Annotated in this window: 18 protein-coding genes; 13 read left to right on the top strand and 5 right to left on the bottom strand. The window is 68.3% G+C overall.

The features are described 5' to 3' along the window. The first annotated feature begins 41 nt into the window (after positions 1-41). Complete coding sequence (locus tag GY812_08010; GenBank protein ID MCP4435423.1) at positions 42-1673, top strand: AMP-binding protein; 1632 nt, start codon at positions 42-44, stop codon at positions 1671-1673. A 40-nt stretch (positions 1674-1713) separates the two neighbouring features. Here the strand turns inward: GY812_08010 and GY812_08005 are convergent, their stop codons facing one another. Further along, the gene (locus GY812_08005) at positions 1714-2718 is read right to left on the bottom strand and encodes an aldo/keto reductase (protein MCP4435422.1); all 1005 of its coding nucleotides are present in this window, start codon (positions 2716-2718) and stop codon (positions 1714-1716) included. A 55-nt stretch (positions 2719-2773) separates the two neighbouring features. Next, positions 2774-3232 carry a nuclear transport factor 2 family protein gene (locus GY812_08000; protein ID MCP4435421.1) on the bottom strand — a complete coding sequence of 153 codons (459 nt, stop codon included), beginning with the start codon at positions 3230-3232 and terminating at the stop codon, positions 2774-2776. A 61-nt stretch (positions 3233-3293) separates the two neighbouring features. Between GY812_08000 and GY812_07995 the strand changes: the two genes are divergently transcribed. Genes GY812_07995 through GY812_07985 form a run of 3 tightly spaced genes read left to right on the top strand, consistent with a single transcriptional unit; the run spans position 3294 to position 6976 of the window. Beyond that, entirely contained in the window at positions 3294-5264 is a 1971-nt protein-coding gene (locus GY812_07995) for a PQQ-binding-like beta-propeller repeat protein (GenBank protein ID MCP4435420.1), read from the top strand. A 21-nt stretch (positions 5265-5285) separates the two neighbouring features. Continuing rightward, positions 5286-6500 (top strand): hypothetical protein, encoded by a 1215-nt coding sequence (locus GY812_07990; GenBank protein MCP4435419.1) that lies wholly within the window; start codon positions 5286-5288, stop codon positions 6498-6500. Between the two features lie 14 nt (positions 6501-6514). Then, on the top strand, positions 6515-6976 hold the full coding sequence (locus GY812_07985; protein MCP4435418.1) for a GNAT family N-acetyltransferase: 462 nt from the start codon (positions 6515-6517) through the stop codon (positions 6974-6976). A gap of 154 nt (positions 6977-7130) precedes the next feature. Here GY812_07985 and GY812_07980 read toward each other — a convergent pair whose 3' ends face one another. Next, on the bottom strand, positions 7131-8204 hold the full coding sequence (locus GY812_07980; GenBank protein ID MCP4435417.1) for an acyl-CoA dehydrogenase: 1074 nt from the start codon (positions 8202-8204) through the stop codon (positions 7131-7133). 63 nt (positions 8205-8267) lie between these two features. Here GY812_07980 and GY812_07975 point away from each other — a divergent pair, with 63 nt between their 5' ends. Both GY812_07975 and GY812_07970 read left to right on the top strand, forming a co-directional pair. Then, on the top strand, positions 8268-9455 hold the full coding sequence (locus tag GY812_07975) for an acyl-CoA dehydrogenase (protein MCP4435416.1): 1188 nt from the start codon (positions 8268-8270) through the stop codon (positions 9453-9455). After that, on the top strand, positions 9452-10312 hold the full coding sequence (locus GY812_07970) for an enoyl-CoA hydratase (protein ID MCP4435415.1): 861 nt from the start codon (positions 9452-9454) through the stop codon (positions 10310-10312). The genes GY812_07975 and GY812_07970 overlap by 4 nt, the downstream gene beginning before the upstream one ends. 13 nt (positions 10313-10325) lie before the next feature. Here the strand turns inward: GY812_07970 and GY812_07965 are convergent, their stop codons facing one another. Then, positions 10326-11291 carry an NAD(P)-binding domain-containing protein gene (locus tag GY812_07965; GenBank protein ID MCP4435414.1) on the bottom strand — a complete coding sequence of 322 codons (966 nt, stop codon included), beginning with the start codon at positions 11289-11291 and terminating at the stop codon, positions 10326-10328. Between the two features lie 76 nt (positions 11292-11367). Here GY812_07965 and GY812_07960 point away from each other — a divergent pair, with 76 nt between their 5' ends. Beyond that, the gene (locus tag GY812_07960) at positions 11368-12633 is read left to right on the top strand and encodes a CoA transferase (protein ID MCP4435413.1); all 1266 of its coding nucleotides are present in this window, start codon (positions 11368-11370) and stop codon (positions 12631-12633) included. Between the two features lie 45 nt (positions 12634-12678). Continuing rightward, positions 12679-13380: a two pore domain potassium channel family protein gene (locus tag GY812_07955; GenBank protein ID MCP4435412.1), complete on the top strand. Its 702-nt coding sequence runs from the start codon at positions 12679-12681 to the stop codon at positions 13378-13380. Here the strand turns inward: GY812_07955 and GY812_07950 are convergent. Beyond that, positions 13362-14468: an acyl-CoA/acyl-ACP dehydrogenase gene (locus tag GY812_07950; protein MCP4435411.1), complete on the bottom strand. Its 1107-nt coding sequence runs from the start codon at positions 14466-14468 to the stop codon at positions 13362-13364. The two genes, GY812_07955 and GY812_07950, sit on opposite strands and share 19 nt — an antisense overlap. A 112-nt stretch (positions 14469-14580) precedes the next feature. On the opposite strand from GY812_07950, the gene GY812_07945 reads away from it, so the two are divergent. The 5 genes from GY812_07945 (at position 14581) to GY812_07925 (ending at position 20417) form a co-directional block, all read left to right on the top strand. Next, complete coding sequence (locus GY812_07945) at positions 14581-16215, top strand: APC family permease (protein MCP4435410.1); 1635 nt, start codon at positions 14581-14583, stop codon at positions 16213-16215. Positions 16216-16282: 67 nt separating this feature from the next. Then, complete coding sequence (locus tag GY812_07940) at positions 16283-17545, top strand: acyl-CoA dehydrogenase (GenBank protein MCP4435409.1); 1263 nt, start codon at positions 16283-16285, stop codon at positions 17543-17545. 19 nt (positions 17546-17564) lie between these two features. Continuing rightward, entirely contained in the window at positions 17565-18350 is a 786-nt protein-coding gene (locus GY812_07935; GenBank protein ID MCP4435408.1) for an SDR family NAD(P)-dependent oxidoreductase, read from the top strand. A gap of 10 nt (positions 18351-18360) precedes the next feature. Further along, a complete protein-coding gene (locus tag GY812_07930; protein ID MCP4435407.1) occupies positions 18361-19602 on the top strand; it encodes an alcohol dehydrogenase catalytic domain-containing protein in 1242 nt (413 codons plus the stop codon). 110 nt (positions 19603-19712) lie between these two features. After that, a complete protein-coding gene (locus GY812_07925; GenBank protein ID MCP4435406.1) occupies positions 19713-20417 on the top strand; it encodes a fasciclin domain-containing protein in 705 nt (234 codons plus the stop codon). Positions 20418-20482 lie beyond the last annotated feature (65 nt).

Raw genomic sequence — 20482 nt, 5'->3', positions numbered from 1 at the left:
ACACATGACACGGGCGTCAGCAAACGCGCAATGATGTCGGCGTGACAGACACCGCTACCACCGACGGGCTCAGAGCGGCCGGGCCCGCCAACCTGCACCGATTCACCCTCGCCGACACCTTCCGCGAGCACCGCCGCAACCACCCTGAGCACCTCGCCACAGTCGACGGGGATGTGCGGCTCACGTGGCCGGAGCTGGATGACCGGATCAACCAGCTCTGCTCGGCACTGCGCTCACGGGCAGTCGGCCGGGGCGACGTGATCCTGTGGATGGGCCAGAACAGCCACCGCATCATCGAGTGCCTCGGTGCAGCCGCGAAGCTCGGCGCCATCTGCTGTGTGGCCAACTGGCGGTCGTCGGCCGACGAGCTCGCCTTCGTGCTCGGCAACGCCGAGGCCAAGGTCGTCATCTGGCAGGACGCTGACGTCGGCGAAACAGTGGCCGCAGCGCGCGAACAGGTGGGCGAAGCGGTGCAAGAGGCGCTTTGGCTGCGCCACGATGCCGGCGCGCAGGACCAGGAGTCCTACGAGGCGTTTCTGGCGGCCGGGGACCCGGTCGACCCCGAGGACTGGCCGGACCCGCCCGAGGTGACGGAGGCAGACGCGGTGCTGATGCTCTACACCGCAGCGTTCACCGGCACGCCCAACGGCGCGCTGCTCACGCACTCCGGGGTGCTCGTGCAGGCGCTGATGATGGCCAACCTGCAGCGCATCGACCCCGACTACCGCTACCTCAACTGCGGACCGTTGTTTCACGTCGCCACATTCATGACCACGCTCGCCACGCTCGTGATGGGCGGTGTCAACCTGTTCACGCCGAAGGCCGACGCCGAGGACATCTGCCGCGTGATCGCCGACGAGCGATGCACCGGCGCGTTCGTGATGGGCCCCACGATCGAGAAGATCCTCGAGCTCAACGCGCCAGACGACTCGGGCGAGCGCCCGTTCGACCTGAGCTGCCTGCGCACGTTCGGCGGCAGTCCGGAGTGGAACGACATGATCACCGTCGACGACTCGCCCTGGGCGCGCCACCCCGCCGGCTTCGGGCAGACCGAAGTGGTCGGGATGCTCACTTTCAACGCGCTCGGCGTGGATGCCGACGGATCAGCGGGGCGACCCGCCCCTTTGGTGCGCGTCAGACTGCTCGATCCCGACGGCGACGAGGTACCGGCCGGAGAGACCGGCGAGATCTGTGCCGCCGGACCACAGGTGATGGCCGGCTATCACAACAACCCCACCGAGACGGCCCGTCGCCAGGCGGGTGGGTGGCACCACACCAACGACCTCGGGCGCCGGGAGGCCGACGGCTCGCTCAGCTTCGTCGGCCCCAAGGGGCGACTGATCAAGTCGGCCGCGGAGAACATCTACCCCGCCGAGGTCGAAGCGGCGCTGAACGCTCACGACGCCGTACGCGAGGCCGCGGTGATCGGGCTGCCCGATGCGAAGTGGGACCAGGCGGTGTGTGCGGTGGTGGTACTCCAGGACGGCAGGTCGGCCGGCGACGACGTGACCGAGGAGGAGCTGATCGAGTTCGTGAAGGGGCGCATCGCGTCATACAAGAAGCCGAAGTCGGTGGTGTTCCGCGACGACCCGCTGCCCCGCGACGGCTGGCCGATCCGCTACGAGGACCTCGATGTCGAGTACGGCGGAGGCAACTACCCGGGGACTGGCTGACACTCGGACCCCCGCGAGGCCCTGCGTGCCGCACCTCCCCTCAGGGCCGTTCGGAGGGGGCAAACGCCTCGGTCATGGAGGGGTCCGTGACGGCCGACGACTCCAACAGGCCTTCGATCTGCGACGCGAGCTCGTCGCTGAGATCGACGTCGAGTGCACCCACGTTGTCGCGGATCTGCTCCGGCCGACTGGCACCCACGATTGCCGCCGCCACGTTCTGGTTCCGCAACACCCAGGCAAGCGCCAGCTGCGCAGTGGAGCAACCGATCAGCTCCGCGACCCTGCCGACCTCCTGCACCTGATCGAGCAGGTCATCGTTGATCATCGCCGCCATCATCCTGGCCTCATCGGTGTCACCCTCGGCACGAGAACCCTCCGGGTGCGGCTCGCCCGAGCGGTACTTGCCGGTGAGGATCCCCTGGGCGAGCGGCGACCAGACAATCTGCGAGAGCCCCATCTCCTCGCACGCAGGCACCACCTCTGCTTCGATCACGCGCCACAGCAGCGAGTACTGCGGCTGGCTCGACACGAACGGGATGCGCAGCTCCCCTGCGAGCGCCGCCCCTTCGCGGATCTGCTCGGCAGTCCACTCCGAACAGCCGATGTAGTGCACCTTGCCCGAATGAACGAGGTCCGCGAATGCGACCATCGTCTCCTCTAGCGGCATCTCGGTGTCGTAGCGGTGAGCCTGGTATAGGTCGATGTGGTCCGTGCGCAGGCGCCGCAGTGATGACTCGCAGCTCTCCATGATGTGCTTGCGCGACAGGCCACGGTCGTTGGGGCCGCTTCCGGTCGGCCAGTACACCTTCGTGCACAACTCGATGGACTCCCGTCGCACGCCGTCGAGGGCGCGGCCCATGACGTCCTCCGCGCGGCCGAGCGCGTAGACGTCGGCGGTGTCGAAAGTGGTGATGCCCACGTCGAGCGCTTCCTCGATGCAGGCGATCGCAGTGTCGTCCTCGACCTGGTTGCCGTGGGTGATCCAGTTGCCGTACGCGATCGAACTGACCTTGAGACCGCTGTTGCCGAGGTAACGATGTTCCATCCCGGCTGTCTACCAGCGACACGCCGCTCTCGCGCATGCAGGGGCTGGATCGGCTTCAGGCCCAGGGTTCGGTGAGCTCAGGCTTCGCGCCCCGAAACACGATCTCGCGGACCGCGAACCGCCATCGGCCGTCGGCACCCCGCACGTAACGGTCGTGGTACCTCCCGAGATTGGTTGCATGCCCGTCGGCGTCGAAGAACACGTAGTCGACCCATCCCGACCCGGTACCGGCGGCCACGTCGAGGGTGGTGACGTGGCTTGACGTGGTATGGCGACCGCGCAGCTCGGGACTCTGGGCGGCGGACATGAACTCCCGGATCGAGTCGCGCCCACGGTGGGAGCCTCCCATCACGTGCAGCACGGCATCGGGCTCGTAGAGCTCTGCGAACTCCTCGAACCGGCCGTCGTCGACCGCCATGCAGTAGCGAGCAGAGAGCTCGCGCACGGCCAGTTCCGCTGCCACCAGGGCGGCGTGGCCGACGGGGTCGTCCGCAGGGTCGGAACTGTTGCTCACCGCCCGGAACCTAGCGCGAACCTCGACCACCTGACATCGGCGTCAGGTAACGTCGCCGCCGATGAAGAGCAGGCTGAAGGGGCTGTCCGCAACCGTGGCCGTGATGGCAGCGGCGGCATTGAGCACCGCTGCATGCTCCACGGAACCCGACGACCCCGACGGTGCAGCACTGGAGCGGTCCGACGCAGATGTGACTGCGAACGTGGCCTCCGGCACACCCGAGGCGGACTGCCTGTGGCCGGTCGCCGGCCACAACCTGGCGCGTACCCACACCTCGCAGTGCGCCGAGGGGATCACCCGGGAATCGCTCGATCGACTCCAACCCACGTGGTTCCACGAGACCGACGCCGAGGTCACCGGCGCGCCGGCTGTCGACGACGCGCTCGTGTACTTCGGCGACTGGAACGGCATCGTTCGCGCCGTGGAGCGCCAGAACGGTGCAGAGCAGTGGCAGGTACAGCTGCCCACGTCGCCCCACGTCTACTCCGGCCAGATGCCGACAAGCCCCGTGCTCGCGACGGTCGGCGGCACGGCTGCCGTCATCGCCGCATCCGGCAGCACCGTGACGGCGCTCGCCACCACAGATGGCACCCAGCTGTGGTCAGCCGACCTCGCAGACCCCGATGACCCGGATGACCCCACCGAGATCGAGGGCTCACCGGTGGTGGCTGCCGGAGCGGTGCTGGTGCCATCCGACGTGCACGGCGCCGATGGCTACCGCTCCGGGCTGGTGTCGCTGTCGCTCGAGGACGGCTCCCCCAACTGGCGTTTCGACCCCGAGCAGGGTGTGCCCGCCACGGGATGTGGCGCTGTCTGGGGATCCCCCGCAGTCGACACCGAGGCCGACCTGGTGGTCGTCGGGACCGGCAACTGCAACGACGAGGCCTCATGGACCGAGGCCAGCGAGGCAATCGTCGGAGTGTCCCTGCCCAGTGGTGAACTGTTGTGGACCTTCCAACCCCACGAGAAGGGCAACCGCAACGATTGGGACTTCGCAGGAGCCGCCAATCTGTTCGAGATCGACGGCCGCCCCGTGGCAGGCCTGGGCAACAAGGACGGCAGCTACTACGTCGTGGACCGCGACAGCGGGGAACTGGTGTGGTCTGCCGAAGCGCAACGCCAGACCGGAACCGGCGACGGGTTCGCGTTCGGCGGCTTCATCGGCGCCCTGGCACTTGTCGATGGAGTGCTCGTCGGTGGCACCGCCGTGGGCGACTGCCCCTGCCAGCACGCATTCGACGCAGGCACCGGCCAGCTGCTCTGGCAGAGCAACGCGCCCAGCGGCACCTACGCAGCCGCTGCCGGCGTGCAGCACGAAGGGGACGGATTCGTGTTCCAGACCGGCGTCGACCAGACGCTGCGAGCCTTCGACGTCGACGACGGCAGCGTGCTCTGGGAGGCCACATTGCCCTCGATCTCCTCGAGCGGGCCGAGCCTGGCAGGCGACGAGCTGTTCATCGGCGTCGGTTTCCGCGAACCGGGCAGTCCGGCCACGGGCGGGGGCGGGTTGCAGGCATTCCGGGTGCTGGCCGAGGGCGAGGCTCCCCCGTCGTCTTCCAGCACGACCACGCCCCAGGGTCCAGCGGTCACCGCACTGGCGCCGAGCGAACAGCCTTGCATCGGCTCCCCATGTGAGATCCCGTTCCGCCTCAAGACACCGCCACCCGGCACCGACCCGCAGGCGACGCTCGCGATCGAGCCCGACCCGCTGCGAATCGTGATCGAAGCGTCGGGCCTGGGCGAACCGAAGGGCTGGCTCGACCCCGATGGCATTGCGGTCGACGCTGGAGCAACAACGTTCATGGTGTTCATGACCCCTCGTGACGACAAGCCGGAGCTGGGCAGCATCGTGTGCACGTTCACCGCTGGCGATCCGGGTTGCTCGGCCACCCGGATCGAGGTCCCGGCCGACCGGTGGACGCGCCTGAGCATCGTGGCCACGACCGATGCGGACACACCGCCGACCCTGCAGGAGGGCTTCGACCGGCTCGTCACCACGCACTCTTTCGACCCTGCCCTCGAACCAGCCTGAGCATCCCGAAGGATGAACGCCATGACCCGCACCCGCGCCTGCCTGCTCCTGTTGCCGTTGGCTGGCCTTGCCCTGGCTCCCGCGTGCTCGAACACCGATGACGACTCCACAGCGACCTCCGCTTCACAGCCCGTCGCCGAACCAGGTCGCAGCGAGTCCGAAGACGGCGCCGACCCGACGGCACCGGCGGATCCGATCATCCTGAACGGCCAGGGCAACCACCTCGAGGCCTACTCGATCACCGATGGCGAGACTGCGAGCCAGCGCGTCATCACGAGTGCAGCAGCCGACCCCGACACCGGCCTCGACATCAACGCCCAGCTCTGCGTGTTCGAGTCCGGTGGCAGACGCATGCTGATCACAGGCGAGGACACCGGCCAGCCCGACCCACCGGCAGGATGGAGCATCTTCGAGCTCACCGGTGATCAGGTCGGCGACCTCGACGCAACCAAGCTCGCCAAGCTGACGCCGACCTTCCAGCAGGCCGACGCCGACCAGCCGGAGAACTACGGGTGCGGCGTGCTCGACGACGGCCGGATCCTGACCACCGACATAGGAGACCAGGTAGAAGGAGCCAACGGCCAGCTGATCATCTGGTTCCCGCCGTTCGACGGCCTCGCAGAAGGCGACATCGCCTACTGCAAGCTCGACATCGCCTTGCCCGGCAGCCAGTCGATCCTCGTGACGGGTAGGGAGAGGTTCCTCGTGGCCGCCGTGCGCGGCGGCGTGTACGAGTACTCGGGGCCGCTGCCGACCGACGACACCCCTGAAGGGGGCTGTGACTCCACCGACGGCACCGGCCGCGGCCTCGCGACCGGAGTGTCCAAGCGCACGGTCGTCGAGGCGGGAGCCGATGGGCTGGCCACGCCCGCCGGGCTCGCCCATGCACCCGACGACGGCTTCTACGCGTCGTCGGTGTTCTCGGGCGTGATCAACGAGTACGACGCCGACGGCACGCTTCGAGCCAACGTCCTGTCACCTCCCCGGGGGGAGTCCATCGGAGCCGAGCCGTACAGCACCGGCACACCGCTCGGGCTGGTCACGGACTCCGACGGGAACCTCTGGTATGCCGACATAGGCCTCGTGATCGACGAGGGCGGGGTAGGGCCCGGCAACCGCACCGGTACGCTGCGCATCATCCGATTCGTCAACGGCCAGCCCACCGATCCGGTGATCGTGCAGGAGAACCTGGCGTTCCCCGACGGCCTTGGCACCTTCACCCCCGACGCACAGTGAACCCGGCCGACCCAGTGGCGATCCGAACCGCCACCACCGACGACATGGCGGCCATCCGCCGCACACTCGGAAGGGCGTTCGCCGACGACCCGGTGGCCGAGTGGTTGCTGGGCAGACGGATGAACGAGAAGCGGATCGGCTACCTCGACGCCACGCTGGCGCGGGGCCACCTGCCTCACGGCATCAGCACGATCACCGCCAACGCCGAAGCCGTGGCCATCTGGGCGCCGCCCAAGCGGTTCAAGATCGCCCCCAAGGAGGTTGCACGACACCTGCCCGGGGTGCTGGCACGGCTCGGTCCGTCGGGTTTCAGCCGCATGCTTGCGATGGCGGAGACCGAGGAACTCCATCCAGCCGAGCCGCACTACTACCTGGCAGTGCTCGGCACGGACCCTGCCCACCAGGGCAAGGGCATGGGCACAGCTGCAATCGCGCCCGCGCTGGCCCGGGCGGATGAAGAGGCGGTGGGCTGCTAACTCGAGTCGTCCAAGGAGTCGAACATCGCCTTCTACCGTCGCCACGGCTTCGAGGTGACCGACACCCACGACATCGCGTCCGGCAAGGGACCACGGCTGTGGCTCATGTGGCGCGACCCGCAACCACCGGGACCCTGAGCCGGCCGGAGGGGCGTCAGATCACGGGCCGACCCGCACGCACCTGCTCGCGCAGGTGATCGGCCAGGCGGTCACGGTGCTCGGCTGCAGTGCCGAATGCGCGACGGTCGTACTCGATCCGCTTGAGGTAGAGGTGCAGGTCGGACTCCCAGGTGAAGCCGATCCCGCCGTGAACCTGCAGTGCGGAGGTGAGCACGCGTTCTGCTGCGTCGGAGCACCAGATCTTGGCGGTGCTTGCCGCTGCGCTCCGCTCGGGGTCGCCGCTGGCCAACGCCCAGGCCGCCCACCAGCTGGCCGAGCGCATGCCCTCCACGTCGACCAGCATGTCGGCACAGCGATGCTTCACCGCCTGGAAGCTGCCGATGGGTCGCCCGAACTGCTCGCGGTCACGCGCATGCTCGACCGACATGTCCAGAGCTGCCGAGGCGCAGCCGAGCATCTCGGCGGCCATGGCCGTCGCACCCCGGTCGAGGTGAGCCGCTGCCGCGTCCGCTCCCCCGAGCTCGGTCGCGGATTCGGAGTCGAACGTGTACCGGCCGAATTCACGCGTGAGGTCCATCGATTCGAGCGCCTCGGGGCCGGCGTTCGCGCACTCCACGAGGAAGAGCCGGCGCCCATCCGCGGTGTTACCGGGCACTACCAGCACGTCGGCACTCGGAGCGAAGGCGACCGGCTCGGTGGTGCCCGTGAGCGACCACCCCGCTCCGCGGCGCTCGGCCTCGAGGGACCTGGTGGCGACCGCGGCCAGGGCCTCGCCGGCGGCGAGCCTGTCGAGCCAGGTGGAGTCGCCGGCGGCCACCATGGCGTCGGTGGCCACCAGCTGGCCCAGGATCGGCGTCGGGGCCACATGGCGGCCCGTCGTCTCGACCAGCACGGCCGCCTCGACCCAACCGAGACCCACGCCGCCGAGGTCCTCGGGCACCAGCAGCGCCGGCCATCCCTGCTCCACCAGGTGGCCCCAGAGTTCGGGGTCCCATCCGCCTCCGCCGTCGACCACCCGCCTCACCGCTGCGGGATCGGCGCGCCGGGCGAGCAGGTCGTTGGCGGCCTCCTGAAGCGCCAGTTGGTCCACTGAGAGCTCGAACTCCATCGGGCCCCGATCGTAGGCCACGGACCTGACACGTGCGTCAGGTACCTGACCTAGAGTGCGGCCGTGGACCTGACCGACTCGCCCGAGCACGCTTCGGTGCGCTCCGAGTGCCGCGAGTGGCTGCACGCCAGCCTGCCGTGGGAATACGGCAGCGGGCTGCCACCACGCTTCGACGACCTGGCCGACGAGGTGGCGTTCGGGCGGGAGTGGCAGGCGAAGCTGGCCGAGGGCAGGTGGGTGGGCATGGCCTGGCCTCAGGCCTACGGAGGCCGCGAGGCCGGCGCCGGTGCCCACTTCGTGGTGCAGGAGGAACTCGCCCGCGCCCGGGCGCCCGAACTGGTCGGCCGGATCGGCGTGAACCTGGTGGGCCCCACCCTGCTCGCACACGGCACCGAGGAGCAGAAGCAGCGCTGGTTGCCCGACATCCTCGGAGCCCGGTCACTGTGGTGCCAACTGTTCAGCGAGCCCGACGCCGGCTCTGACCTGGCCTCGCTGCGCACCCGTGCTGTCCGCGACGACCGGCGCGGCGGATGGGTGCTGGATGGTCAGAAGGTGTGGACCAGCTACGCCCAGTTCGCGGACCTGGGCCTGTGCCTGGCGCGCACCGACCCCGAGGCGCGCAAGCACCACGGGATCTCGGCGTTCGCGGTGCCGATGTCAGCAGACGGCGTCGAGGTGCGGCCACTGGTTCAGACCACCGGTGAAGCCGAGTTCAACGAGGTGTTCTTCGACGAGGTTCACATCGCCGACGACGCGTTGGTCGGCCCGCTCAACGAGGGGTGGCGCGTCTCGCAGTCCACGCTGGGCCACGAACGCGGCGTCAATCCCCGCCAGCTCGTGATCCACATCCAGCACCTCGAGGAGTTGCTTGTGCTCGCCGGCCGGACGGGCGCCCTCGACGAGCACCGATTGCGCCAGCAACTGGCCGAGGCGTTCGTCGAGGTGAAGCTGTTCCAGCTGCACAACTGGCGCTCGCTCACCCGCCTCGACCGGGGTGAGGCCCCCGGCGCCGAAGGGTCCACGCTGAAGCTCTACTGGTCAGAGATGTCCAAGCGGCTGCACGGCACCGCGATGGACGTGCTCGGCGACGACGCACCGCTGTGGAAGGGCGCCGACCGACTCGCGGGTGATGGCGAATGGCAGCGCTCGTGGCTGTACTACCTGTCATCCTCGGTGTTCGCGGGGACCAACGAGATCCAGCGCAACGTGATCGGCGAGCGGGTACTCGACCTGCCACGGGAGCCAAGATGAGCGACAGCCACGACCAACAGCCGCAACAGACGATGGACAACGGAACCGTCACATACTCGGTCGACGGACACGTCGCGACCGTCACGATGCGGCGGCCAGATATCGCCAACGCCCTGGACGCCGCGATGATCGAGGACCTCGACGAGGCACTCGCCACGGCCGAGGCCGACGACGGCGTGCGCGTGATCATCCTTGCGGGCGAAGGTCGGCATTTCTGCTCAGGGCATGACCTTGCGGAACTGATGGCCGCCGAGGAGCACTGGGCTGCGATGCGCGACACGCCCGAGGGCAAGCTCGAACACGAGACCTCCATGTACCTGGAGCCGTGCCTGCGATGGCGCAACACCGCCAAGGTCACGATCGCGGCCGTGCAGGGAGCGTGCGCCGCGGCAGGGCTGATGCTCGCCTGCATGTGCGACCTGATCGTCGCCGGTGATGACGCGAAGTTCTCCAATCCCGTGTTGCGGATGAGTGGTGCCGGGGTCGAACTGCTGGTGGAGCCCTGGGAACTGGGCGCACGAAGGGCAAAGGAGTTCCTGTTGTGTGCCCGAAAGCTCTCAGCTGCAGAGGCGGAGTCGGCCGGCATGGTGAACCGCGTGGTTCCGACCGCCGACCTGATGACCGCCGCGTCCGCACTGGCAGCCGAAGTGGCCCTCGTGCCTCCGGTCACTGCCACCGCTGTGAAGGGCACCATCAACTTCACGCTCGACCGCCAAGGCCAGGCCGACTCGTGGAAGCACCACTTCATGGTCCACCAGTTCGTATCAGCCACCGACACCGCAACCTCCATGTCGGCGCGGCGCAGCGAGGGCGGAATGGACGCCGTGAAGGCGGAACAGGACGGCAAGCCGCACTGAGTCCGGCCGCCACCTACCCGGCCGGAGGCTCGAAGGACTCGCGCACCGAGGTCTCGAAGTCCGCCTGGTCGGCGGAGGCATGCACATCGCGCAGCGCGGCAAGGCAACGGTGGCCGGAATCGCGCTCCCCATCCCATTCGTCCGCGAACGAGCCCGACGTGATCTCACCCACGAGGGCACGCATCACTTCGGCCACATCGAGGTCGTCGTAGCGCCCTCTGCGCGACAACTGGCCGTACTGGGACGTCGGCGAGTGCCGGTCGAGCTGGGCGACGAACCCCTCCTCGCGCAGCAACCGGTAGTTCCGCTCGACCTCACCGGAGAGGTACAGCTCGCACAGGATGGCCTCGAGCGGGATCCCCTGTTCGATCATGACCGTCACGAACGCCTGGTTGACGTGGGTGAGCACGGGCGAAAGCAGCTGCTCCACCGAGAGGTCGAGCACGGCCTCCTGGGTGGGGGTCATCTCGATGCCACCTCGCCTGAGCCCGCCGATGGCAGCCGCCAGGGCGAGCATTCGCGCCGACGCCGCGCCGGTGATGTCCTGCTCCACCCCGATGGCGGTGATGAAACCGGACCCGTCCAGGTAGCACTCGCGTACCTCGGAGCCGAGCATGCGCGGAGCGATCATGACTGCATCACCCGGCACCGTGAGCCGGTCGAACGCGAGCGTGTAGCCAGACGCCACCACGACGGTCTGCGCGGGCTTGTAGTCGATAGCAAGCGCGGGGATCGCGTCGTCAGGCACCAACAGGCAGACGACGTCGGCGCTCGCCGCATCCTCGAGCGGTGCGGCCTCGAAGCCGTCGACCCGCGCCGCCTCCGCCGACTCGTCGGCGCGCACGCACACCCTCGGCTCGCCGCCGCTGTCGCGCAGGTTCAGCGCCCAGCTGCGTCCCTGGTTGCCGTAGCCCACGATCGCGACGGACAACCCGTCCAGCGCCGATATGTCCGCGTCTGATTCGTACAGGATCGCCATGGCGGGCACCGTAGCCGGGGCGGCCGATACCTGACACGTGCGTCAGCAGCCGGGCCGGACGCGGTAGCTTGCCCGCGTGAACCCCGAACACGACCCGCAGGGCGCGACCGGAGCCGGTCCCCTCGCCGGACTGCGCGTGCTCGACCTGGGCACCCGGGTGGCAGCCCCTTTCTGTGCCGGCCTGCTCGGCGAGATGGGTGCGGACGTGATCAAGATCGAACAGCCGGGCACGGGCGACTTCATGCGCGGAATCGGCCCGTTCGTGGACTCCACCGAGGGTGACTACTCGCTCTTCTGGGCCGTGGAAGGCCGCGGGCGCCGTTCGGTGGCCCTCGACCTGCGCCACGCCGAGGGCCAGGCCGTGTTCAGGCAGCTGGCACGGCAGTGCGACGTGGTGGTCGAGAACTTCCGGCCCGGCACCCTCGAACGCTGGAACATCGGGCCCGCCTCGCTCGCCGATCATCTCGTGGTGGTGAGGATCTCGGCATTCGGCCAGGACGGTCCCAACTCCCAGAGACCCGGACTCGACCGGCTCGGGATCGGCTACGGCGGGCTCCTCTCACTGACTGGCGAACCGGACCGGCCGCCGGTGCGCCCGGGCGTGACCGTGAGTGACTACCTGACCGGCAGCTTCGCCGCCCAGGCTGCGACCGCGGCCCTCTACCGCCGCGACAACCGCCGCACGGGCACCGGAACCGGTGCAGTGGTCGACGCGTGCCTCTACGCTTCGGTACTTCGGATCCTGGAGTGGACCATCGCGGCGTACGACCGACTCGGCACGGTGCGCGAACGCGAGGGCAACCGCCTGGGAACCTCGGCGCCACTCGACAACTACCTGTGTGCGGATGGCCGGTACGTGTGCCTGGTCGCCGGCTCCGACGCCAACTTCACCCGGCTGTGCAACGCCATGGGCCGGTCGGACCTGCTCGATGACCCCCGCTTCACCACCCTGGCCGACCGTGCCAGGCACAGCGACGAGATCAACGGGATCGTCGCCGACTGGGCTGCGCAACTCACCGGGGCCGAGGTGGAACACCGTGCGATTGAGCACGACGTTCCGGTGGCCACCGCCTACAGCGCTGCCGACATCGCTGCAGACGAACACATGGCAGACCGCGGCGATCTCGTCAGCGTGGACGATCCCGTCGCTGGACCGGTCCGACAACAGGCTCCGGCGACCCGGTTCGTCGGGGAATCACGACCTGCACCCACCGGCGCGCCGCGGCTCGGTGAGCACACGCTCGAGGTTCTCACCTCGATTGCGGGAATCAGCAACGCAGAGGTCTCCGAACTCCTACGGGCAGGCACCGCCCAACAGTGGGGTCCTCCCGACCGGCCTTAGCAGGGCATCCCCCAATGAGGGCCGCGACCAAACCAAGATTTCGCCATGGCCGATCCGGAGCCAGAGCCAGAGGGCCTCCACCGCTCACTGAAGCCGGTGCTGTGGGTAACCCTGTTCGTCGTTGCCGTCACTCCGTTCCTGTCAACGGGTGTGCTCGAACGTTCTGTGTCTTCGATTCTGGTAGCGGGCATGGCGATCATGGCACTCCGCCGAAGCAATGCCCGGCGCTCGCTGGTCATCGGGGGTCAACTCGCGGTCGCCGCGGCGATCCTGGTGGCGATCGTCGCCCGTGAGGTCGGAACGGACGAGGACTGGATGTCAACCCTCGCCCTCTCGCTCATCTGCGTACTGCTGCTCGTGACCCCGATCGTGGTTGTCCTTCGGCTCGGAGCCCGACCACGGATCACCGTGGACACGGTCGCGGGCGCGCTCGCGGCCTACCTGCAAATCGGCGTGTTCTTCTCAGCGCTGTACCAGCTGGTTCAGCAAGTCTCCGACGATCCCTTCTTCAGCCAGGCCGGGGTCGCATCGTCCATGGACTTCCAGTTCTTCAGCTTCGTGACTCTCACCACGCTGGGCTACGGCGACCTGACCCCTGCCCCCGAGATCGGCCAGATGCTGGCGATACTCGAGGCAGTGATCGGGCAGGTCTTCCTGGTGACGGTCCTGGGCCTGGCCGTGGGCCGCCTCGGCACCGCCATGCCGCGGCGCGGAGGTGGAGCCGAACCTCAGCAAGCGCCGAGGTAGCTGTCGGCCACCTTCTTCCGCCAGGCGCTGTGCCCGCCCAACAGCAGGTCGTTGGCCTTGGCACGCCGGTAGTGAAGGTGTGCATCGCACTCCCAGGTGAAGCCCACCCCGCCGTGGATCTGGATGCCCTCCCCGGTCACCTCGCTCGCAGCCTTGCCTGCAAACGCCTTCACCATCGCCGCGGCCTCCGAGCGCACCGGCTCCTGCGCGTCGATTGCCCAGGCCGCGTAGTGGACTCCCACCCGGCTCAGCTCGATGCGCTCGAGCAGCTCCGCCGCCTTGTGCTTCGTGGCCTGGAAGGTGGCAATGGGGCGGTCGAACTGCACCCTCACCTTGGCGTACTCCACGGCCAGGTCGAAGCTGGCCTGCATCGTGCCCAGCAACTCAGCGCACAGCGCAACCGCCACATCGTCGGCGACGCGCCGCCAGATGTCGCTGTGGTCTCCTTCGGGACCCACCGGTTCGGCCGGCACGGCGTCGAGCTCGAGTCGGGAGATGTGACGCGTCACGTCCAGACCCGGCTCGAGGGTCGCTCGCGGCGCCTCGATCACGAACGACTGGATGCCGGCCTGCGTGCGCGCCGGCACGAGCACCCAGTCGGCACTGTGACCGTCGAGCACCACGGTCTTGGTTCCACTGAGCCGCCAGGCCCCGGACTTGCGCGAGGCGCGCGTCCGGGTGCGGTCGACGACGTCGCCGCTGCCCGACTCATCGAGCGCCACTGTCCCGCGAGTGGTCCCGGTGGCGAGCGAGTCGAGACGATCCGAGAGGCCCAGAGCCTCCGCGGCGCGGGTGGCGAGCACGGCCGAGGAGAGGAACGGACCGGGCAGTGGTAGGCGGCCCATCGCCTCGAGCACCACCATCATCTCGAGCATGCCCATCCCGGTGCCGCCGTTGGCCTCGGGAACGAGCAGTCCGACCCAGCCCATGTCGACCATGCGCTGCCAGAGCTCGGCAGTGATGCCGAGTGGGTCCGGCCCGCCGGCATCGACCATCTCGCGCACGTACGCGCCCGGCGCCTGGTCGGCCAGGAACTGTGCCGCCGTCTCCGCCAACGCCTGCTGCTCGTCGCCAAGGGTGAACTCCATGGGCGCGCACGATAGCTGACACGCGTGTCAGTCCGCCTGCCCCAGGCCCACAGGAGCACACCACGCAACGGGTATCAGGCACAGGGAGCTTCCGGTGTGCGAACGTCGAAGGGTGCCCGGCACCGATACCGCCCGAGGGGGTTCGCCAACCCGCGTAATCGGCCCGATCGGCTTGACCTTCGTCGCGGTAGGCGGCGTGGTCGGCTCCGGATGGCTCTTCGGACCACTGTTCGCTGCAAAGGTGGCCGGACCGGCGGCGATGATCGCCTGGATCCTGGGCGGGATCATGGTGCTCATCGCTGCCCTGCCCTTCGCCGAGGTTGCGGCGATGCTGCCGGTGGTGGGCGGGTTGGGACGCCTGCCGCAGTTCTCCCATGGCGCGGTGGTCGGCATGTTCATCGGTTGGGTCGCGTGGATCGGCTACGTGACCGCGGCACCCATCGAGGTGCAAGCCCTGCTCGAATACGCGAGCAACGAAGATGCATTCAAGTGGCTGTTCAACGAGGGAGGAGGCACCGGCAGCAACCCACTGAGCATCGGTGGCATGGCCGTGGCGTTCGCCCTGCTCGGGGTCTTCACGCTGATCAACGCGTGGGGGGCCAAGCTGTTCAACCAGATCAACACGCCCCTCACCTGGTTCAAGATCATCGTGCCGGTCGCGGCGGCAATCGCTCTGCTCACCAGGTTCCAGTCATCCAACCTGACCGACTTCGGGTTCGCCCCCAACGGGATCTCCGGGATCTTCGCCGCCATTTCCACCGGCGGCGTGGTGTTCTCGTTCCTCGGATTCCGCCACGCGCTCGACCTCGCCGGTGAGGCCCGCCGACCGCAGGTGACCGTGCCGGTAGCGCTCACGGTCAGCCTGGTGATCTGCATAGCGATGTTCGCTCTGGTGCAGTTGGCCTTCCTCGGAGCGGTCCCGCCGGACGCGCTTTCAGATGGCTGGGACAACCTGTCACTGCCGGGCGTGAACGGTCCCATGACCGCCGTGCTCACCGCGGTCGGGCTCACCGCCATGGCCAACCTGGTGCTCGCCGATGCGGTGGCCGGACCACTCGGCGCCGGCCTGGTGGCCTCTGCCTCCACCGCCCGCCTTTCGGTGGCGGTGAGCAAGGACGGACTCTTCCCTGCCTGGGTGCAGCGCTTCTCCCACCGCGGGGTGCCACTGCATGCACTCGTGATGAACATGGTTGTCGGCATGGTCACGCTGCTCGTGTTCCGCAACGGCTGGCAGGAGATCCTCACCTTCAACACCGGGGCCATCGTCCTGTCGTTCTGCGCCGGCCCGGTCACGCTGGTGGCGCTGCGACACCAGGTGCCCGACCGCGAGCGGCCTTTCCGGCTCTCGCACCCCGTGCTGGTCGGCGTGGTGGCCTTCGTGATTGTCGGGCTGATCGTGCACTGGACCGGCTGGGACACCCTGCGCCGGCTGTCGATTCCGATCGTGCTCGGAGGAGTGCTCTTCGCATGGCGGGGGTTCCGGGCCCGGGGCACCGGCAAGCAGTACGAGATCCGTCAGGCGGCCTGGCTGGCTCCGTGGTTCCTCGGCTTGTTCCTGATCTCCTGGATGGGGAGTTTCGGCGAGGGACGCGACTGGTTGTCACCCATGTGGGGGTCGCTCGCAACCGCTGCACTCGCCGTTGCCGTTTTCCCACTTGCAGTGAAACTGCGTCTGCCCTCGCACCGCACGGCGACATACATCGACGAGGACGCCCCGGAGGTGGGCATTCCGGTCGAGCCGACGTGACCGACACCGCCGATTCCACCCAGCAGAGCAACTGACACGTCTGTCAGGTTGTCGCTACTGTGCCTACATGGACTTCTCCTACTCCGAGGCCGATGAGGCGTTCCGCACGGAGCTGACCGACTGGCTGGATGAGAACCTGCCGAAGTTCCTCGCCGAATGGTCCGAGGACGACACGCCGGGCGACTCCGCCCCGGATGCAGGAGCAGGCGACGAACCCGAAGACGGAGTGGCTGGAGCTGGCAGCACCGGCGTCATGAGCCAGATGGAGCGTCGCAGGGCGTGGCAGCGCAAGCTCAACGAAGGCCGCTGGGCCGCGATCTCATGGCCCGAGGAATGGGGCGGCCGCGACGCCACGGTCGCCCAGAACGTCATCTACTCCGAGACGATGGCCCGCTACCGCACCCCCGGCATCTACAACACCAACGGGCTTTGGCAGATCGGCCCGATGGTCATCCGCTGGGGCACCGAGGAACAGAAGCAGCGCTGGATCCCCAACATCCTCAACGCCGACGAGCACTGGTGCCAGGGGTTCTCCGAGCCCGAAGCCGGATCCGACCTCGCGAACCTGCGCACGACCGCCGTGCTCGACGGCGACCACTACGTGCTCAACGGCGAGAAGACCTGGACCTCCTCGGCGCACATCGCAAGGTGGGGTCTGTTCCTCGTACGCACAGACCCTGACGCAATCGCCGAAGGGCGCAAGCACGACGGCATCACCGCACTGATCATCGACCTCGAGGCACCGGGCATCACCATCACGCCGATCCGCGACATCGCGGGCGAGGAGATGTTCTGCTCCGTTGTGTTCGACGACGCGAAGGTGCCGGTCGACTACCGCCTCGGCGGCGAGGGCGAGGGCTGGCTGGTCGCCATGGGCACGCTCGGCTCCGAGCGGGTCGGCACCGCAGGACTCGCCATCGGGATGCGCTCCGATCTCGACGCCATGGTCAACCTCGCCGCCTCGGTCAACCCCGATGCGCTGCGCGACCCCGCGATGCGAGAGCGGATCGCCGATGCCCACACGCGGATCGAGTACACCAAGCTGCTCAACTACCGGGCGCTGTCGAAGATCCTGCGCAACGAGAAGAACTGGCCCGAGGTTCCACTCGCGAAGCTGCAGTGGAGCTACCTCGCCCAGACGCTTGCCGAGCTCGCGATGGACCTTCTCGGGCCCGAGGCCCTCTATGCGAAGGGTGCCGACGACGCAATCGACGGAGGAGCCTGGAACCGGCTGTACGTATTCCAGCGCTACACGTCGATCGGAGCAGGCACCACCGAAGTGCAGAAGAACATCATCGCCGACAAGGCGATCAAGATGCCCCGCAAGTAACTACGCCCGGGGAGGCGACATGGCTATCGAACTCGCCGGACGCACCGCCTTGGTCACCGGCGCCAGCTCCGGCATCGGAGCCGCTACCGCCCAAGCACTTGCAGCAAGGCAAGTGCGCCTCGGCCTGCTGGCGCGCCGGGAGGACCGACTCGCGGAAGTTGCCGACCGTTGCATCGCGCTGGGCGCCCCTGAGGTGAGGATCCTCGGCGCAGACCTCGCGGACCTCGGGTCGCTCGAGTCGGTCGTCAACGCCGCAGAGGATCATCTCGATGGCATCGATGTGCTGGTCAACAATGCCGGGCGACCGATGCGCCGGCGCGTGGCCGAACTGACGCCGGCCGAGGTGGAGCTCACCATGGCCGTCAACTACTTCGCGCCGGTACGACTCACCCTGCTGGCGCTTCCGCACATGCTGCGCCGCGGGAGCGGCTGCGTCGTCAACGTCTCCAGCGTGGGCGGCCGCATTCCGATCACGGGTGAAGCCGCCTACTGCGGCTCCAAGGCGGCGCTGTGCGGGTTCTCCGAGACCCTTGCCGTAGAGCTGGCCGGCACCGGCGTGGATGTGCGCCTGATCATCCCGGGACCGATCGATACCGAGATCTGGGACCAGCCCGGCCAGGACGACCACTTCTACGACGGGGAGCTGGAACCACCATCCACCGTCGCAGACGGAATCGTGGCCGCCATGGAGGGCGACCGCATCGAGCACTGGCTGCCGGACCTCGAGCCCGTCGCCCGGATCAAGTACGCCGACCTCGACGGCTTCGTGGCGAGCATGGTCGAGGCGACCACGGCCGACCCATGAGGTACCCGCGATGAAGGCACTGCAGTTCATGGGTCCGACCGGGCCGGAGCCCTGGCCCACGCCGATCGGGCCCGACGAGCCGCCGCTGATGGCCAACCTTGCCACAACTCCGATGGCGCTGGTCGACCTGCCCGATCCCGAAGTGCTGGGCGCTGACTGGGTCGTCGTGCGCAACCGCCTCACGGGCATCTGCGGGTCCGACATCAAGCAGGTGTTGATGGACTTCGATGGCGCAGCGGACAACATGATGACGGCGTTCATCTCCTTCCCGCAGGTACTGGGCCACGAGGTGGTGGGCACGCTCGATAGCGTCGGTTCAGCGGTCGACGGCCTCGAAGTCGGCCAGCGGGTCGTGCTGTACCCCAACATCGGTTGTCGGGCTCGCGGGATCGCGCATCTGTGTGTGGCTTGTGCCGCCGGCGACTTCTCGCTCTGTGAGAACTGGTGGGAAGGCGACCTCGAACCCGGCATCCACTCGGGAAACTCCGTCGACGCGACCGGCGGGTTCGCCGATCTCGTCCCGGCGCACCGCTCGATGGTGCACCCGGTGCCAGACGGAATCCCCGACGAGGTCGCGGTGCTGGCAGACCCGTGGTCGGTGAGCTTCCACGCCATCACCCGCAACCCGCCGCGCCGCGGTTCGCGGGTCGTCGTCTACGGGGCGGGTGCGCTGGGCACGACGGCCACAGCGATCCTCACCCAGCTGTACGAGTGCGAGGTCGCCGTGGTTGCCCGCTGGCCGGTGCAAGCCGAACTGGCTGCCGGCCGGGGCGCACACGTCGTCACCGGAGGCCCCGACGACGCACTCGCCGTGGTGGAACAGCTGGCCGACTGGTCCGGAGCCACGCTGAGGGTGCCGTGGGAAGGGCTTCCCGTCGCCTATCCGGGCACCATCGACACCGTCTACGACACTGTCGGCTCTCCACTGAGCGTGGAAGTGTCCATGCGACTCCTCGCCACACGGGGCACGCTCGTGCAGCTGGGCGTGGGCGCACCGGGCCGGTTCGAGTGGACACCGTGGTACTTCAAGGAACTGCGCCTCGTGGGGTCCAACGCCTTCGGCAGGGAGACGTTCGAGGGCGCCACCAGGCACGCATACGACCACTTCTTCGACCTGCTGGCGGAAAGACGCATCGAAGTGGACGGCATGCTCACCCATACATGGCGCCTGAGCGAGTGGCGCGAGGCCTTCACGGCCATCGTCCACGGACGTGACACCGGCACCCTCAAGGTCGCTTTCGACTTCCGCTGACCCCCGGCGTGACCCGGCTGCGGTTGCCAGCACAATTACTGCGCTAGGTTCTTGGCGCCGGAGCCATCACATACGGTTGCGGATACCCCCGAGTTCCAGGGAGAACACCGATGCGACATGCCCCTCGTTCCAAGCCAATCCAGCTCCTCCTCGCCCTGCTCTTGGCGATGTCACTGGTCGCCGCCGCCTGCAGCGACACCGACTCCGAGGAGAGTGACTCCGACGCAACCAGCGAGGAGCCGGTCGGCGAGACCAAGGACCAGGTCGACTCCGAGGAGCAGGAAGAGCTCGAAGAGGACGCCGCTGCAGGCGAGGAAGGCCCCGAGAATGTCGCGGTCGACGAGACCGCCATGTCGCCGGGCAACAACATGGGCTCACCGCCCGAAGGCGACACCGCTGAGCTCAACATCGCCGAGATCGCTGCCGGCACGGCCGACGTGTCCATCCTCACGCGACTCGTGATAACCGCGGGATTGTTCCCGACCGTTCGAGACGGTGGCCCGTTCACCGTGTTCGCCCCGATCAACGAGGCATTCGGCGCGATCCCTAACGCCACCCTCGAGGCACTCCGCGCCGACCGCGCCGCACAGGCCGACATCATCCTCAACCACGTGGTGGCCGGCACCGTCACCACCGAGGACCTCGAGGCCATGAGCGGCGGCACGCTCGAGACGGCCAACGGCAAGCAGTTGCTCGTCGAAGCCAGCGGAGCGGACATCACCGTGGGCGGAGCCACGATCGTGCTGCCGGACGTGGCCGCCTCCAACGGCATGGTCCACGCCGTCGACAGCGTCATCGCCGAACCCAACGGCTGACCGGATCTCCCACACCGCTCGCCCCACCGCGAGGCGGATGCTCAGACAACCCGCTCGATCACCGT

The organism is Actinomycetes bacterium (genome assembly GCA_024222295.1).
Lineage (GTDB): Bacteria > Actinomycetota > Acidimicrobiia > Acidimicrobiales > Microtrichaceae > JAAEPF01.
This window is presented reverse-complemented; position numbering and strand designations above follow the sequence as displayed.